This window comes from Malonomonas rubra DSM 5091, assembly GCF_900142125.1.
Classification (GTDB): domain Bacteria; phylum Desulfobacterota; class Desulfuromonadia; order Desulfuromonadales; family Geopsychrobacteraceae; genus Malonomonas; species Malonomonas rubra.
The window spans coordinates 176,867-191,686 of record NZ_FQZT01000004.1; the positions used below are offsets into that span (position 1 = coordinate 176,867).

11 protein-coding genes and 1 riboswitch are annotated in these 14,820 nt (G+C 52.8%); of the genes, 2 read left to right on the top strand and 9 right to left on the bottom strand.

What is annotated here, in order from left to right:
- The first annotated feature begins 124 nt into the window (after positions 1-124).
- Positions 125-2,617: a LytS/YhcK type 5TM receptor domain-containing protein gene (locus BUB13_RS07610; protein ID WP_072907493.1), complete on the top strand. Its 2,493-nt coding sequence runs from the start codon at positions 125-127 to the stop codon at positions 2,615-2,617.
- A 68-nt stretch (positions 2,618-2,685) separates the two neighbouring features.
- Here the strand turns inward: BUB13_RS07610 and BUB13_RS07615 are convergent, their stop codons facing one another.
- From BUB13_RS07615 to BUB13_RS07635, 5 genes are read right to left on the bottom strand one after another with little or no spacing between them, the layout of a single operon-like run.
- Positions 2,686-5,100 (bottom strand): mechanosensitive ion channel domain-containing protein, encoded by a 2,415-nt coding sequence (locus BUB13_RS07615; protein ID WP_072907495.1) that lies wholly within the window; start codon positions 5,098-5,100, stop codon positions 2,686-2,688.
- Positions 5,091-6,182 (bottom strand): magnesium/cobalt transporter CorA, encoded by a 1,092-nt coding sequence (gene corA, locus BUB13_RS07620; protein ID WP_072907497.1) that lies wholly within the window; start codon positions 6,180-6,182, stop codon positions 5,091-5,093. The genes BUB13_RS07615 and corA overlap by 10 nt, the downstream gene beginning before the upstream one ends.
- 36 nt (positions 6,183-6,218) lie before the next feature.
- Entirely contained in the window at positions 6,219-7,256 is a 1,038-nt protein-coding gene (locus tag BUB13_RS07625) for a succinylglutamate desuccinylase/aspartoacylase family protein (protein ID WP_072907499.1), read from the bottom strand.
- Positions 7,253-8,158: a 30S ribosomal protein S6--L-glutamate ligase gene (gene rimK / locus BUB13_RS07630; protein ID WP_072907501.1), complete on the bottom strand. Its 906-nt coding sequence runs from the start codon at positions 8,156-8,158 to the stop codon at positions 7,253-7,255. The genes BUB13_RS07625 and rimK overlap by 4 nt, the downstream gene beginning before the upstream one ends.
- A 26-nt stretch (positions 8,159-8,184) precedes the next feature.
- On the bottom strand, positions 8,185-8,613 hold the full coding sequence (locus BUB13_RS07635; protein WP_084091853.1) for an ATP-dependent zinc protease family protein: 429 nt from the start codon (positions 8,611-8,613) through the stop codon (positions 8,185-8,187).
- A gap of 256 nt (positions 8,614-8,869) precedes the next feature.
- Between BUB13_RS07635 and BUB13_RS07640 the strand changes: the two genes are divergently transcribed.
- The gene (locus tag BUB13_RS07640; protein WP_072907503.1) at positions 8,870-9,811 is read left to right on the top strand and encodes a transposase; all 942 of its coding nucleotides are present in this window, start codon (positions 8,870-8,872) and stop codon (positions 9,809-9,811) included.
- 43 nt (positions 9,812-9,854) lie between these two features.
- Here the strand turns inward: BUB13_RS07640 and BUB13_RS07645 are convergent, their stop codons facing one another.
- The 4 genes from BUB13_RS07645 to ppk2 all read right to left on the bottom strand — a co-directional run bounded on the left by BUB13_RS07645 (position 9,855) and on the right by ppk2 (position 14,262).
- Entirely contained in the window at positions 9,855-11,156 is a 1,302-nt protein-coding gene (locus tag BUB13_RS07645) for a M14 family metallopeptidase (RefSeq protein WP_072907505.1), read from the bottom strand.
- 1 nt (position 11,157) lies between these two features.
- On the bottom strand, positions 11,158-12,495 hold the full coding sequence (locus BUB13_RS07650) for a M14 family metallopeptidase (RefSeq protein WP_072907507.1): 1,338 nt from the start codon (positions 12,493-12,495) through the stop codon (positions 11,158-11,160).
- A 75-nt stretch (positions 12,496-12,570) separates the two neighbouring features.
- Positions 12,571-13,323, bottom strand: coding sequence for a DUF4350 domain-containing protein (locus tag BUB13_RS07655; RefSeq protein ID WP_072907509.1), 753 nt, complete (start codon positions 13,321-13,323; stop codon positions 12,571-12,573).
- 78 nt (positions 13,324-13,401) lie between these two features.
- Complete coding sequence (gene ppk2 / locus BUB13_RS07660) at positions 13,402-14,262, bottom strand: polyphosphate kinase 2 (protein WP_072907511.1); 861 nt, start codon at positions 14,260-14,262, stop codon at positions 13,402-13,404.
- Positions 14,263-14,699: 437 nt separating this feature from the next.
- Positions 14,700-14,777: riboswitch (cyclic di-GMP riboswitch) on the top strand.
- Positions 14,778-14,820: the final 43 nt, after the last annotated feature.

Sequence of the window (14,820 nt, forward strand, 5' to 3'; positions counted from 1 at the left end):
GGTTTAAGCTTTTGACAATATCAGGCAGCTAGATAAACTACATATGGATGTTTTAGGTTTTTCAGTAGACTATGCCCTTATTTAGTTTGATTGATCTTTATAGATTCTTCGTGTTTGAGTGAATATGAATTTTCTGATTGAACTCATAAACAATGTTGCTCTGCTGATTACTCTCGGACTGCTCTACGATATCTCCTCCCGCAGGGAAACGGAAAATCAGTTATCTCCCATGCCGCTCGTTTTTGGTTTGGGCATCGGCCTTATTTCAATCGTGCTGATGTCAACTCCGGCTAAATTTTCCCCTGGAATTATTTTTGATACCCGGACCATTTTGCTCTGTGTGACCGGTCTTTATTTTGGCCCTCTGACAACGGTGATTGCAATGCTCGTTGCCATCGCTTATCGCTATCATATTGGTGGCATCGGAACCATTGCTGGAGCCGCTACAATTATCACTTCGGGCACAATCGGCATTCTCTGGAATCGTTATAGATACCGGGAAGATAAATTATACTCCCTGAAAGAACTCTACCTTTTTGGTTTTACGGTACATGCCGTCATGCTCTTGTGTATGTTTCTTTTGCCGGCTGAAGTTATCCAGAAAACCCTCAAAGTTCTCGTTATCCCGGCTATTTTTATTTACCCTCTGGGGACAATGTTGCTGGGCTATCTTCTGGGAGTCCGGAAAAAACATTTTCTCACCGAAAAAAAACTCCAGCTTGTTTCCCGTCGTGAGCAGGAATTGGCTGATATCGTGCGCAACGCACCAGTCGGCATCGCGACCGGCTACCCTGATGGCACCCTGGAAATCTGCAATGCCAACTTTTCTGAGATGACAGGCTACTCCACGGCAGAGCTGGAGACAGTGAGATGGAATGACATGCTCACCCCGGGAAAATGGCGTGCTCTGGAAGAAGAAGAGCTGAAGCGGCTTAATCCGCAGAAGAGAATTGTTCAGTACGAAAAAGAGTTTCTCTGCAAAGATGGCAAAATTCTACCCGTTGAAATGACGGTCTCCGGTGGCTTTGATAGCAACGGAAAACCTACTTACTACTTCGCTTTCGCCCAAGACATAACAACGCGCAAAATGGCAGAGCGAAAAGACAAAGCCAACCAGCAGCAGCTCATTACCATATTGAACAGTATCGATGCCAATGTTTATGTCGCCGACCTGGAAAGCTATGAAATCCTGTTTATGAACAACAACATGATTCAGGATTTTGGCCAGGATCTGACGGGTGAAATCTGCTGGAAGGTTTTCCGGGGAGAGTCAGGCCCTTGTCCTGCCTGCAAAAATGATTTGCTGGTTGATGAGAACGGGCAACCGACTGATGGGTCTGTTTGGGACAATCAGAACCCGATCACTGGCAAATATTACATTAACCATGACCGGGCTATCGAGTGGCTAGATGGGCAACTTGTTCACCTGCAGATTTCTACCGATATCAGCCATATCAAATCGATGGAAGAGCAGCTCCGACAGAAGTACAAAATGGAAGCCATTGGGGTTATGGCCGGTGGCATGGCGCATAACTTCAATAATAATCTGTCCGTTATTCTCGGCAACCTGGAACTGGCCAAAATGAAATTAACCGGGGCGAGCGAGATCGATGAACTTCTCGATCATGCCAAAATAGCGGTTTTGCGGTCCCGCGATCTGATCAAGCAGATTATGACCTACAGCCGCAAAGAGGAGAAGGATAAGACGGCTCTGCAGCTTGCAGTCACAATCGAAGAGGTCATGCTGCTGCTCAAGTCGACCATCCCCAGCAGTGTTTATATCCAGCAAAAATTAAGTCCCGCTAGTATCACACAGACAATTCACGCTAATGCGACACAGATTCAGGAGATTCTGCTCAATCTCTGTAACAATGCTGTCCATGCCATGGATGAACAGGGAACGCTAACCATTGGTCTTGATACCGTCGAATTAGATCGGCGGCAGATCCCGGCCAATTCCCTCGGCCAGCCAGGCTCTTATTTGCACCTCTGGGTTCAGGATACTGGGTGTGGCATCGCTTCGGACCTGCTGGACAAGATCTTCGATCCTTTCTTTACCACCAAGGCCTTGCATGAAGGAACTGGCATGGGATTATCCACGGTGCAAGGCATTATGAGGCACCTGCACGGCGTGACTCGCGTAGAAAGTCAAATTGGGGAAGGGACGACCGTTCATCTTTACTTTCCCGTCACTGAGCAGAACGAAGGGAAACAGGTCGGGACTATCGACATTGAACCGTTCAAAGGGAAAGAAAGTGTTTTGTTCGTCGATGACGATGAGATGATCGCCTCCATGGCGCAAAGTGCACTGTCAGGGATGGGCTATCAGGTGACGACGTTGACAGATAGCCATGAGGCACTCAAACTTTTTACGGATGATCCTGGCCGATTCGACCTGGTTATTACTGATCAGACCATGCCAGAGATGACAGGTCGTGACCTGATTCTGCAGTTAAAGCAAGTGCGATCAGATATCCCAACAATTATCTGCACTGGCTACAGCAGCAAGGTTGATGAAGCCGAAGCCGAAAAGCTCGGGGCCGACATCTTTCTGATGAAGCCGATGGAACTGCCGGAATTACTGAAAACCGTGAGGCAGGTGCTCGACAAGAAATAACCCTGCTGCGGCTTATTGTTTAGTATCTCATCGTAAGAAAAGCTCCCAGCGATAGCTGGGAGCTTTTCTTATTCCTCTGTTGCCTCGACCGGAGCCCCTGGTAAAACTCCGGGTGAAACCGAGCGAATATGCAGATCGTGCTGGGAGAACGGAATTTCGATTTTTTCTTCGCGGAATCGCTTATCGATATAGAGCAGCAATTCATTCTTGATGCGTGGTCTGTTGTCGACGTTGGCGATCCAGACCCGTAGCTCGAAATCGAGTGAACTGGCGCCGAACTGAACAAAAAATGGGGTTGGTTTGGGGAAGCCGAGAACTTCGGGGTGGCTCTGACCGGCCTCTTCAAGGATAGCCAGCACCTTTTCCAGATCGCTGCCGTAAGCGACCCCGACCGGGACAACGATACGCACCCGTCGGTTCGTCAGCGTCCAGTTGGTCACCTTCTGAGAGATCATCTGCGAATTCGGAACGATCAGTTCTGCTTCATCAAGATTCTGTACAACCGTAGATCGCATACCGATGCGCATGACCGTGCCATATTCACCATCGATGACGACGCCATCTCCAACTTTAATCGGTCGCTCAAACAGCAGAATCAGGCCGGAGAGAAAGTTGTTAACAATATCCTGCAAGCCGAAACCGATACCGACACCGAAAGCACTGAGCAGCACGACAAAATTCTGCACGCCCAACCCGAGCATGCTCAGGGCAAGCAGAAAGCCGATCAGCACAATGGCATAGTGAATCAGTTTCTTGACGGCATCCTGCACGCCGCGGTCAGCATTTTTCCTGCGCAGGACTTGTGTTTCAGTTGCTGCCTGCAGCACCCAGGAAACCTGCATCGCCAGATAAAAAGCGATCAGTGCCGAACCGAACATTTGCGCCGTCAACGCGAAACTTCCGATCTCGATCGACAGATCGCTGAAAAACTGCCAGCCCTCGTTGAGGGTGGCGAACAGGCGCCAGACCGGGAGCAGGTAAAAAACCGAAAACCCGTACACGAAAAAGGTGATCAGGCGTTTGAGCCGTGCCCCAAGCTCAGCTCCATACTCCTGAAAAAATGCCAGCTTTGATTGGGCCAGAGTATCGTTGGTCAGTTCAATCCCGCCACTGAGCAGGCGCACCACCATACGGGCGAACAGAACGACTACACCTGTTTCAAATGTCGCCTGGATCAACCAGGTGGAAAAATTCATCAAGCCGGCAAGTTGGCCAAAAAAACTGAGACAGAGAACCAGGATGGCAATCCTGAGTAACATCCGATAGAAGCGGCCTTGGCCGGAGGCACAGCGCTGCCTCGATTCACCGACCTGACGGGAGAGAACCGGGACAAAGATGACTGCCAGGGCCAGAATGTAGATCCGGAACAGGGGTTGTGGAAAGGAGATCAGCAGGAAAAGGTTCGTCAACAAAAAAACCAGCGCAGCCATCATCAGGAAACGAACCTGTCGCCGATTTTCGAGCAACGACATGGCCAGGGCAACTGCGGTCAAAACAGCAAAACAGACCAAGGCAAAATGCAACAAAGCCGGGGGTGTCGGTAGCCAAAGCCAGCTGAGAGAAACGGTGACAAACCCGGCTGCAGCCAAAGGTCGCCTAAGAATAAAATGCCAGTCCTCAGTTGCTGTATGCCGCCGCCGGAAATAGAGCAGGCCCCAGGCAACCAGGGCCATGGTGCCAGCGAGGAAGCCGAGCCGCCAGCCATTGTCTTGGAGATAGTGCCGGTCGATCTTTAACGCGGCTTTGGCACCCTCCTTGACTTGCAAACCAAGATCAGCGGAGAACTGTTGATAATATTCGGCAGAGAAAAAGGAGTATGCATTGCGGCGGAAAGTGGCCTGCCGAAGTTTGCTAAGAGCAGTGGTCAACCGATCGATGACAGGCATAACCTCCCTCTGGGAAACGCCAATTTTTTCCTGTAGCAGCAGCAGTAGATCGGACGTTTTTTTCAGCTTCTTTTGTAATTCGGCCAGCTGTTGCTTGGCTTCAGAAATTGTCTGTTTGGGGAGATTCACATCCTGCTTTTTCAGATCTTTTTCCCAGCCAGACCAGAAATCGAGATTTTTTTGCAGTTGGGTACGGATCTTTTCCGTTTCCTGCTGACGCATGGTCAGGCGTTGCTGCAAGCTTGCTAAGTTCTGCTGCAATTGGCTGAAGCGGTTGAGGAAATGATTGAGACGATCGACATACCAATCCTCGGGGGGGCCGAACAGCTGCATCTCTCCGTTCACCTGGGTGAACTGTTGAGCTATTTCATTGAGCGCTTCATGTTGCCCGGCTAACTCAGACAGCTGGATCAAGCGTTCTTCCGATGCGGCGATAAAATCATTCAGTGCGCTGACACGCGCTCCCAGTTCACTGAGCCCGGGAGTTTCAACCGCAACAGCGGTCTCGGCATTTGCCGGGGGCTCGGCAGCGAGCAGGCAGGGCGGGACAATGAGGCTGAAAAAAACAATAATCAGAAAGATAACTCTCAGAACCATTTTTTCCTCTTGAAAAACCAGAGCAACCCCATGGCACAGAGCACCATCAGTCCCCAGACCATCGGGTAACCATAGCGCCACTTTAACTCTGGCATCAGTTCGAAGTTCATTCCGTAAATGCCGGCGATGAAGGTGAGGGGGATGAAGATCGAGGCCATGACAGTCAACACCCGCATCACTTCGTTCATCCGCTGACTGACGCTTGACATGTAAAGGTCGACAAGCCCGGACGCAGTTTCACGAAAACTTTCCACCGTGTCCAGAACCTGAACGGCATGATCGTAAAGGTCACGTAGAAATACTGTGGTGGACTCGTCAAACAGTTCAGATTCATTTTGCAGCATTTTGGCAGCGACTTCGCGCATCGGCCAGATTGACTTACGCAGAAAGATCAGCTGGCTTTTCATCTGGTGGATTTGCTGCAATAATTCCTGGCTCGGCTGGCTGATCAATTCATTTTCCAACTGATCGAGCCGGTCCCCTATTTTTTCCAGCACATGGAAGTAGCTGTCAACCACCGAATCGATCATTGTATAGGCAAGATAATCGGCTCCCCGCTGTCGAATTCTGCCACTTTTACGTTTGAGCCGTTCACGGAGTTCGTCAAAGATATCGCCCGGTTGCTCCTGGAAGGTGAGGACATTGCTGACAGTCAGCACCAGGCTGATCTGCTCAGCTTGAATCTGGCAGGTCTGCTGGTCAAAAAAGAACAGTTTCGTGATGATGAGAACACAATTGTCGTACTCTTCAAGCTTTGGCGGGTGCCCCGTGTTAAGAATGTCCTCCAAGGCCAATGGGTGAAGGTCAAAAGCTTTGCCGAAAGCCTCTACCTGTGAAGGGTCGTGAACGCCGTCCAGATTGATCCAGCTGACGCTGGCCTTATCTTTCAGCCGCAGGCATTCCGCAAAAGGAACATCCTTGGCCAGTTGAAATTCTTCGCTGGTGTAGTCGATAAACGAGAAGATCGGGCGCTCGACCTTCTGCTCGCCAACGTGAACCAGCGAACCGGGAGACAGCCCGATTTTTTTCGGCTCGTTGCGGGACAACGAAGTGACTGTCTGCAGCGGGTTGAAAATCTTCATCCGAGGAATCTCCTGAGGCTCTCAAAAAACAGTTGCTCAGCGTTCGAGGCCAAAGTCCTCATCCGTCAAAGAGGAGCTGTAAATGTCGAGTGCTTCTTCCGCTTCGTCGGGGTCCACAACCCGGGCCAGATGGATCAAGGCGTCCCCTTCGTGTGCCAGCGGCAGGTTGAGCTGCCCGATCACGACACCTCTGAATGGCGCGTAAACCTCTTCCCGGTCATCACCAAGGGGATCGCTCAACACCCCGAGCAGGTCACCCCGCTTGACCATTTCTCCCAGTTTGGCCCGGCGCGAAAACAGGCCGCTCATCATCGCCCTGATCCAGCTGCTGCGGTTTGTCACGATCGGCTCGGTTATCTTCGTTCGTTTCACAGGCGGCAACATGCCGACATGGCGCAGCACGTTGATGATGCCGCGCAGTCCAACCCTGATTACCGGCTCGCTGAAATAAAGGGCTTCGCCCCCCTCGTAAACCAGGACCGGTTTGCCGAGTGATGCAACCGCTTCGCGCAGTGAGCCTTCGCGCAGTTCAGAAGGAACCACGATCGGCGCGCCGAATGCCCTCGCCAGCTCCAGCGTCAGTGGATCGTCCATGCTCGAGCGGATCTGCGGCAGGTTGCTGCGGAAGTTCGAGCCGGTGTGCAGATCGATGCCGAAGTCGCAACGGGAAGCAACCTCATTCATGAACAGGTGTGCCAGCCTGCCCGCCAGAGACCCTTTGGCGGTCCCCGGAAAAGAGCGGTTCAGGTCGCGTCGATCCGGCAGGTAGCGCGAGCGTTGAATAAAGCCGAAAGGATTGACGACCGGAACGGCCAGCAGGGTGCCGCGTAAATTTCTCAGCGATTTTCCGGCCAGCAGCCGGCGGATGATTTCGACACCGTTGATTTCGTCGCCGTGAACGGCTGCGCTGACAAAGATCGTCGGGCCAGGGCGTTTGCCATGGACAACCTGCACCGGCAGAGTCATTTCGTTGCTGGTGTAAAGACGCGCCATAGGCAGCTCGACAGTCAGGCGTTCTCCTGGCTTAATTGTCGATCCGCCAAATTCAAAGGGCGGCGCTAGGGTCCTTTTCATCCTTTCCCCCGGGTCCGGGTTTTTCCCGGTTTGGCCTGCCTTTCGATGAACTGGATAATTATCCCGGCGACATCCTTCTCTGTTGCTACCTCGATCCCTTCCAGCCCGGGAGAGGAATTGACTTCCATCACCACCGGCCCATGATTGGAGCGCAAGAGATCCACCCCGGCGACATTCAGGCCCATGATGCGAGCTGCGCGGACAGCGGTGGAACGTTCTTCCGGGGTCAGCCGGACGATGCTGGCTGATCCTCCCCGGTGCAGGTTGGAGCGGAATTCGCCCTCTTTGCCCTGCCGCTTCATTGCAGCCACGACCTTATCGCCGACGACAAAGCAGCGGATATCGGAACCACCAGCTTCCTTGATGAACTCCTGCACCAGAATATTTTCTTTCAGCCCACGGAAGGCTTCGATGACCGACTCGGCCGCCTTGTTGGTTTCAGCCAGGACAACGCCGATCCCTTGTGTCCCTTCCAGCAGTTTGATCACAAGGGGGGCTCCGCCAGCCAGCTTGATCAAGTCATCGGTATACTGTGTCGAGTGGGAAAAACCGGTGACTGGCAGGCCGATTCCCTTGCGAGCCAGTAACTGCAGACTGCGCAGTTTATCGCGCGAACGACTGATCGCCACCGATTCGTTGATGCTGTAGACCCCCATCATTTCGAACTGGCGTACTACCGCGGTACCGTAAAAGGTGATCGAAGCGCCAATGCGGGGGATGATTGCGTCGTAGCCGATCAACTCTTCCCCTTTGTAGTGAATCGTCGGGCGCTGGGTAGCGATGGTCATGTAGCAGCGCAGGGGATCGATGACACGGACGTCATGCCCCTTTTGCTTTGCCGCTTCAACCAGCCGACGGGTCGAGTAGAGTTCAGCGTTGCGTGACAAAACAGCAATTTTCATGTGTACCTCACTTTCATGCAATTATTTTAGTCCGGTCGTCCGAACAGAAAAGACTGGTCTGGTAGCACCTGCATCCCCGCCATTGCGGTGCGGCCGAGGAGCATGCGGAACTTCATGCTGTCCCGGTTGGTCAGGGTCATCTCGATCGGCCAACTCCGATCCCCGAGATTGACCAACGTTTCGATGACATAGCGCATTTCACGATGCCCGCCGGAGTCACTGACTTCGCGGAAATCCTTGACCGGGTAGCAACAGATAATTTCTGTGTCGACGCGCTTCTGTAATGGGTGAACACCGAAGCGAACCATCTGCAGGCCGTTTTCTTCGTAAGGCTCAACAAAAAAAGCATGCAGCGCGGAAGTTCTCGCGCCGGTGTCGACCTTAGCCTTTATATGTGGAATGTTCAACTCTGGCAGGGAACACCACTCGCGCCAACCGATTGATAATTTTTCCATAGATTTCACCATTTTATTTAGATAATAACCGATCAGAAAAAAAAGGTGGCGCTTTATACTCTTTTTATTTCTTCTTTGCACTTCTTTTTATGTGAAAGGGGGTGTTTTTCATTGCGACCCAGAAAAATCTGTTCTGTTGTGTTGAATTGCTGCCGTATACGTACATTTCTCTTTCAGCTTGCGTTCTCAACCGGTTTTGTTATGATCAGTCTGGGTGGGGGCAGGCTTGTGATTTAACTTTTCAGGAGGAAGCTTCATGGCACGCAAACCAAGATTGCATTTCCCCGGCGCTGTTTATCATGTCACCTTGCACGGTAACGGCAACCAGCAGATCTTTTCTGACGACACTGACCGCACCCGCTTTCTGCTGCTGATCCAGGAAGGAATCGAAAAGTTCGGCCATAAAGTTTATGCCTACTGCCTGCACCCCAGCTACTTGCAACTTGTGATAGAGGTTGATGAAACTCCCCTTTCGCGCATCATGCAACAGCTCGGTTTCCGCTACACCCGCTGGTACAACGACTATCACCAACAGAATGGCCACTTGTTCCAGGGGCGCTACAAAGCAATCCTGATCGATCCGGAAGTGCATCTGCTTAATCTGGTGCGTGAAGTCCACCTTGCCCCGGTGCGCAACGGTGAAGAGAGCGACCCGATGCGTTTTGCATGGTCGAGCCACCGCGCTTACTGCGGGCGGGAGAAAGTGATCTGGCTGTCGACCGACCGCCCGATGTTGCAGATCGAAGAAACCGGGATCAAGGCATTGATGAGATTCCACAGTTATGTCAACGAGGGTTCGCAGCAGGAGGCGACTGAGGATTTCACGCGTGGCAGCGCCTACGATCCACGGGTTCTCGGCAGCGACGATTTCGTCCGTGGCGTCTTTAAACTGTCACGGCAGAAATACAAGCCGAAAGTGAATCCGGAAAAGGTGCAGAGGATCGTGTTGGAACGCTACAAACTGACCGAAGATGAGCTGGCTGCACCCGGCAAAAATCGCCACTGTGCCGAAGCCCGAGCCTATCTCGCCTGGCTTTATCTCGAAACCGGTTGTGACACCTTGACCGCTCTCGGTGAACAGCTGGGGCGGGATGTTTCCTCCCTTAGTTCCGCTGTCCGGCGGTTGCAGCTGAAAGCGAAAAAGGATGAGAAAACGGCAGATCGGTTTCAGAAGTTGATGAATCGGATCAGGAGATAAAGATGGTCCCGCTATTAAAGGGGCTGAAGTTTACGCAGCCCTTTTATCTGGCGGTAAACTCCACCAATATCATGCCGCAAAATTTATCCTGCCGATAAACTTCGAGTCGATAGATCCGACCATCGTTATCGACAGAATAGTTGCTGTTGCAGGCCGCTAGAGTGATCTCCTGACCGCTGTCATCTCTGGTGTTCTCCTGATGCTGATAACCGATCAGGTTGACGCGATAGTCTTCTGAGGGCTGCAGAAGAATCTTATCTTTAACTTTGATGTGGTCACCGAGGGCAATGTCTGCTACTCGCTTGTCAATTTGCGCCTGTATTTCCTGCAGGCTGTCATCATATGTCACATAGTAGGGATCCAGGTAGGAGAAGCGGTTGTTGCCGAAATAGATGCGGTAGCGCTCGCCGTCTTTTCTCACGCTGACCAGCGGATTGTCAGCGCTGTAGCTCAGCGGTATGCCTTTTTCCAGCGGGAAGTGTTTCAGCTCCGGCCGCATGTTAGTCAGTTGCAGCTTGATTCTGCCGTCCGCCAGATCCAGTTCGATATCCTCGGTCAGCGCTTTTTTCACCGCTTTCGGGGTGAGCGGGAAATCACGCTCGAAATCGATGCCGATTTCGGCGAAATAGGCCTCTAACGCAGTCAACAGGTAGTACACACGCTGGTGGGTTGGCAGGCATTTGCTCGCTTCCAGGCCGATCGCTGGTTTGCCCTTACGCAAGGCGTAGTAGGTGAGAGATTTCTGCATCACCTTGTCGGAGGTCGCTGTGTGGGTGTTTTTGACATGAAAACGGTGCTCGGCGTGCAACAGCATTTGGTTGATCCGCTCAGTTGCCTTGCCGCTGAGCATCTCAAGCTGGCCAAACTTTGCCCCGATGAGTTCCGCCTGATCGATGACGCTGCTTTGCCCCCAGCGGCTGGGCTTGCGTTTGCTCGACTGGCGCTGCGGTGAATAATAGCCACTGCCGTCGTGCAGGTTGAGGATCAGATCAACCTGCGGGTCGGTGATCAGTTTTTTGATCTTTTGGACAAGAGCGTAATCCCTGTCCGATTTATCGAGGCCGTTGAATTTATAGTTCATGTCGCCGTACCAGCCGTGCGCCCGGCGCAAAATACTGGTGCGGTTGAGGTCGGGCACGATCCACAGCTGCCCCGTTCTTAAACGATAGCGGGTGGCGAGAAGCGCGGCAGCATTGAATCCGCCCGGTTCGTCACCGTGGATACCGCCGATGACTAGCAGCGTCGGCCCCGGTTTGTCGCTGTTCAGTGTTTTCAGGGTAAAGTCTTCAGCAAGGCAGAAGGCCGGCAACAGAAGCAGGAAGAGGAGGAGGCAGTAGCGTTTCAATTTAGTTGACCGTTCGTTCGCTCAGGGAAACCAGTTGTTGTTTAGCGTGCTTGCCGAAGTCGACCAGCACCATGCCGCTGAAACGTTTATCGTGGTAGACCTCGACGCGGAAGATTTTACCATCTTTATCGATGGAATGCTCAGGGCTCAGCTGCCTGCGGATAATCGGCAAACGATTTTCATCGCGCTGCCCCGCTTTGCGGAAGCCGATGACGTTGACCCGGTAGCCCTTCGGGCTCAGGACCTGAAAGCTGTTGTTGACCGCAATACGCGAGCCGAAAGGAACCCGCACCAGGTTGTCGTCGATCAGCATTTCGACCTCATCGAGGCTCTGGTCGTAGTCGAAAAACTGCGGCTTGAGAAAGCTCAGCCGGTTGTTGCCATAATGTATCCGGTAACGGTTGCGGTACGGGATCACCGCCACCAGCGGGTTGTTCGATTCAAACTGCAGATCCCCTTTCGGCAGCGGGAAGTATTTCAGCGTCTGGCGCAAGTTGTGCAGCTCCAGCCGGATGCGACCGTCGCCGAAAGACACCAGGATATCCTCTTTCAATGCTCGCTTGACTCCCTGTGGGGTCAGCTGGAAATCGCGCGAAAAACGGATGCCGAGCTGCTGCATGTATCCTTCCAACGCCGCCAGGTGGTAGAAAGCGCGCAGGTGGGTGGGGAAGCTTTTACTGGTCTCGATGCCGAAGGCCGGTTTGTTCTGGTTTAGCGCGTAGTAGGTGAGCGACTGCTGCATCTCCGGGTCGGAGTCGGCCGTGTCGGTATTTTTCAGGTGAAAAAGATGTTCAGGGTCGATTGTCTGCTGGTTAATTTGAGCGATCACTGCCTGGCTCAGCTGTTCCAGCTGGCCGAAACGAGCCCCCGGAAGAGCCACCTGGTCGATGATGCAGCTCTGTCCCCAGCGCTGCGGATTGCGCAGTTTGTCGATGTACTGGGGCGAATAGAAGCCGCTGCCATCGTGCAGGTTGAGGACCACATCGACGGAAGGATCGCTGATGATTTTCTTGATCCGGTTGACCGCCGGGAATTCCGGATCGCGCGGCGACAGGTGAAGGAATTTGCGGTTCATATCGCCGTGTAGGCCGCGGGTACGTTTGATGATGCTGGGGAAATTAAGATTGGGCACCACCCAGAGGTTACCACGCTCGACTTGGTAGCGGGTTGCCAGCAGCGCGGCGGCGTTGAACCCGCCCGGTTCATCGCCCTGAATGCCGGCGACGACCAGCAGGGTCGGGCCGGCTTGGCGCCCCTGTTGCTGGTGCAGGCTGAAATCGGATCCGAGCAGCTGTTGAGGAAGACAGAGCAGCAGAGATATCAGGATGAATCGGAACAAAAAAGTGCCTCTCCCGGTTGAATTCTGGAGAGGCACTATAGCAGGATTTTAATGATATTGGTAGCGTAACAACTGCTATATTTTCACCTGGCCAAACCAGCTTATCAGGTTTTCTGCCAGCTTGCGGTTGCCGTCTTGCAGGAATTGATTTTGGAAGATCGCATCGTCGGCAAAAATGACAAAACCGCCCTGGCCATAGTCGCCGGAGATGATGACATCGAAGGAACTGACGACATCAGGCGGCGACAGTTGCTTGTTGTTGTCGATATCGACCCAGGATTTGGCACTGCTACGAGCGATCGCTTTGCCGCTTTGCTCGAACACCTGCAGCGGCCAGCCTCCGTAGATGTTGAACTGCTCCAGCCCTTCAGTCAAGAGGTGAGGCTGAAAGTTACTTACGGAGAAATCAATGGTTTTACCGTTCGGCTGTTGTTGCGGGTCGTTGATGACCCGGGTGGCGACATCGACGCCGAGCTTGTGCAGCAGTGGTAGAATCGGCTGGCCGATGTGAATCATCACCGCCAGCTTGCCACCGTTCTGCAGGAAAGTCGTGAGGTTGTCGAGCTCTTGTGGTGAGAGCGGGGCGAAGGCTCCCGAGATGACCAGCGCATCGGTTGCCGCCAGGGTTTGCTCAGTGAGTACGCCATTGCTGACACCGACCTGCCAGCCGTGTTGCTGGAAAAGCCCGGCCAGCTTGCTCAGCTGCAGTGGACCTTCTTTTTCGATCAGAAAAGCTTGCCTGTGACCTTCATCGAAAAGGATGCGGGGTGCTTCGGCAAAAGCGGAAAGGGGCAAAAGCAGCAGACAGAGCAGGACCAGCAGGCGCATAACACAACTCCTTAAAGATAACGTGTGCGGTTATCTTTAAGGAGTTGATCAGCAGAGTCAAGTCAATTCTATAGTAAATCAGTAGACTTCCGGTACGAAGGTCTGCTCCGACAGTGGCGGCCGAACGTAGCCGATCTCTTCCTGGCGCGGTGGCAGCTCGATCGGCTCCGGGGTCAGGTCTTCGTAGGGAATCATGCTCAGCAGGTGACTGATGACGTTGAGCCGGGCGCGCTTCTTCACGTCACCGTCGACCACGTACCAGGGCGCCTGCTTGATGTCGGTGTGGGCGAACATCTCGTCTTTGGCGATCGAGTATTCAACCCAGCGCGAGCGTGATTCCAGATCCATAGGCGACAGCTTCCAGCGTTTGGTCGGGTGATGGATCCGCTTCTGGAAACGACGCTCCTGCTCTTCGTTGCTGACCGAGAACCAGTACTTGATCAGGATGATGCCGCTGCGCACCAGCATCCGCTCGAACTCCGGGCAGGAGCGCAGGAACTCGGCATGCTCTTCCTCCGTGCAGAAGCCCATCACCTTCTCGACCCCGGCGCGGTTGTACCAGCTGCGGTCGAACAGCACCATTTCGCCGGCCGCCGGCAGGTGTTGAACGTAACGCTGAAAATACCACTGGGTCGATTCCCGCTCGGTCGGCGCTGGCAGCGCCGCCACCTTGACAACGCGTGGATTCAAACATTCGGTAATCCGTTTGATCGAACCGCCTTTGCCGGCGGCATCCCTCCCTTCGAAGATCACCACCACTTTCAGCTTTTCATGTCTTATCCACTCCTGCAGTTTGACCAGTTCAATCTGCAACTTGGCCAGTGCCTTTTCATAATCTTTTGTGCTGATGGTCCTCTTCGGCGCTTCACGATCGGCTGCACGACGCTTCTTGTCCGATTTCGGGTTACCGCGTCGGTACTTATGCTTGTTGTTTCCCATCAGGATACTCCCGGCTAAAGGGTTAATCTCTCTAGGAATTCTAGCGGACGCTGAAGAAATTGAAAGGAGTTCCCGCTGAAAAGGGTTCGCTGCTAGCGGCCTGGATGGAGAAGGGCGTTTTTAATGTCATGCTGAAAAGTTCAGCCTGGAGAGTGGTTTGCGGGTTGACCCACAGGGAGCATTTTCCGTCAGGCGTTATCGTTCGGTCGAGGAAATGGAGCAGCCTTCTCTCCGCAAAGAACATCGTCCAATAGCTTGGTGTCACCCTGTTATTTTTATCTTCGTAGCTTCGCAGAAAAAATTATTTATCCTTCTGTTTGAGATTTTCGGGCCTCAGGTTTTTATGATGATAGCAACTAATCAATAATTTTTCCCCGCTCCTTGTATCCTCATTAATAAGTGGTATTTATCTAATAACGAAACGAAAAATATCTTGAATCCCGAAAAGCCAAACCCTCTGAGAGGGGGGCACGGAAAGCTACGGGGCTTTTATTTAAGAAGGCCGGGCTGCCGAAGGATGAAATCTTCGGCAGTACCCGGCCTTTTTTTCTATTAACT

What these genes read in the sequence shown, in the direction of transcription:
- BUB13_RS07610 (WP_072907493.1), top strand. Translation starts at nt 125, where the DNA reads ATGAATTTTCTGATTGAACTCATAAACAATGTTGCTCTGCTGATTACT.
- BUB13_RS07615 (WP_072907495.1), bottom strand. Translation starts at nt 5,100, where the DNA reads ATGGTTCTGAGAGTTATCTTTCTGATTATTGTTTTTTTCAGCCTCATT.
- corA (WP_072907497.1), bottom strand. Translation starts at nt 6,182, where the DNA reads ATGAAGATTTTCAACCCGCTGCAGACAGTCACTTCGTTGTCCCGCAAC.
- BUB13_RS07625 (WP_072907499.1), bottom strand. Translation starts at nt 7,256, where the DNA reads ATGAAAAGGACCCTAGCGCCGCCCTTTGAATTTGGCGGATCGACAATT.
- rimK (WP_072907501.1), bottom strand. Translation starts at nt 8,158, where the DNA reads ATGAAAATTGCTGTTTTGTCACGCAACGCTGAACTCTACTCGACCCGT.
- BUB13_RS07635 (WP_084091853.1), bottom strand. Translation starts at nt 8,613, where the DNA reads ATGGAAAAATTATCAATCGGTTGGCGCGAGTGGTGTTCCCTGCCAGAG.
- BUB13_RS07640 (WP_072907503.1), top strand. Translation starts at nt 8,870, where the DNA reads ATGGCACGCAAACCAAGATTGCATTTCCCCGGCGCTGTTTATCATGTC.
- BUB13_RS07655 (WP_072907509.1), bottom strand. Translation starts at nt 13,323, where the DNA reads ATGCGCCTGCTGGTCCTGCTCTGTCTGCTGCTTTTGCCCCTTTCCGCT.
- ppk2 (WP_072907511.1), bottom strand. Translation starts at nt 14,262, where the DNA reads ATGGGAAACAACAAGCATAAGTACCGACGCGGTAACCCGAAATCGGAC.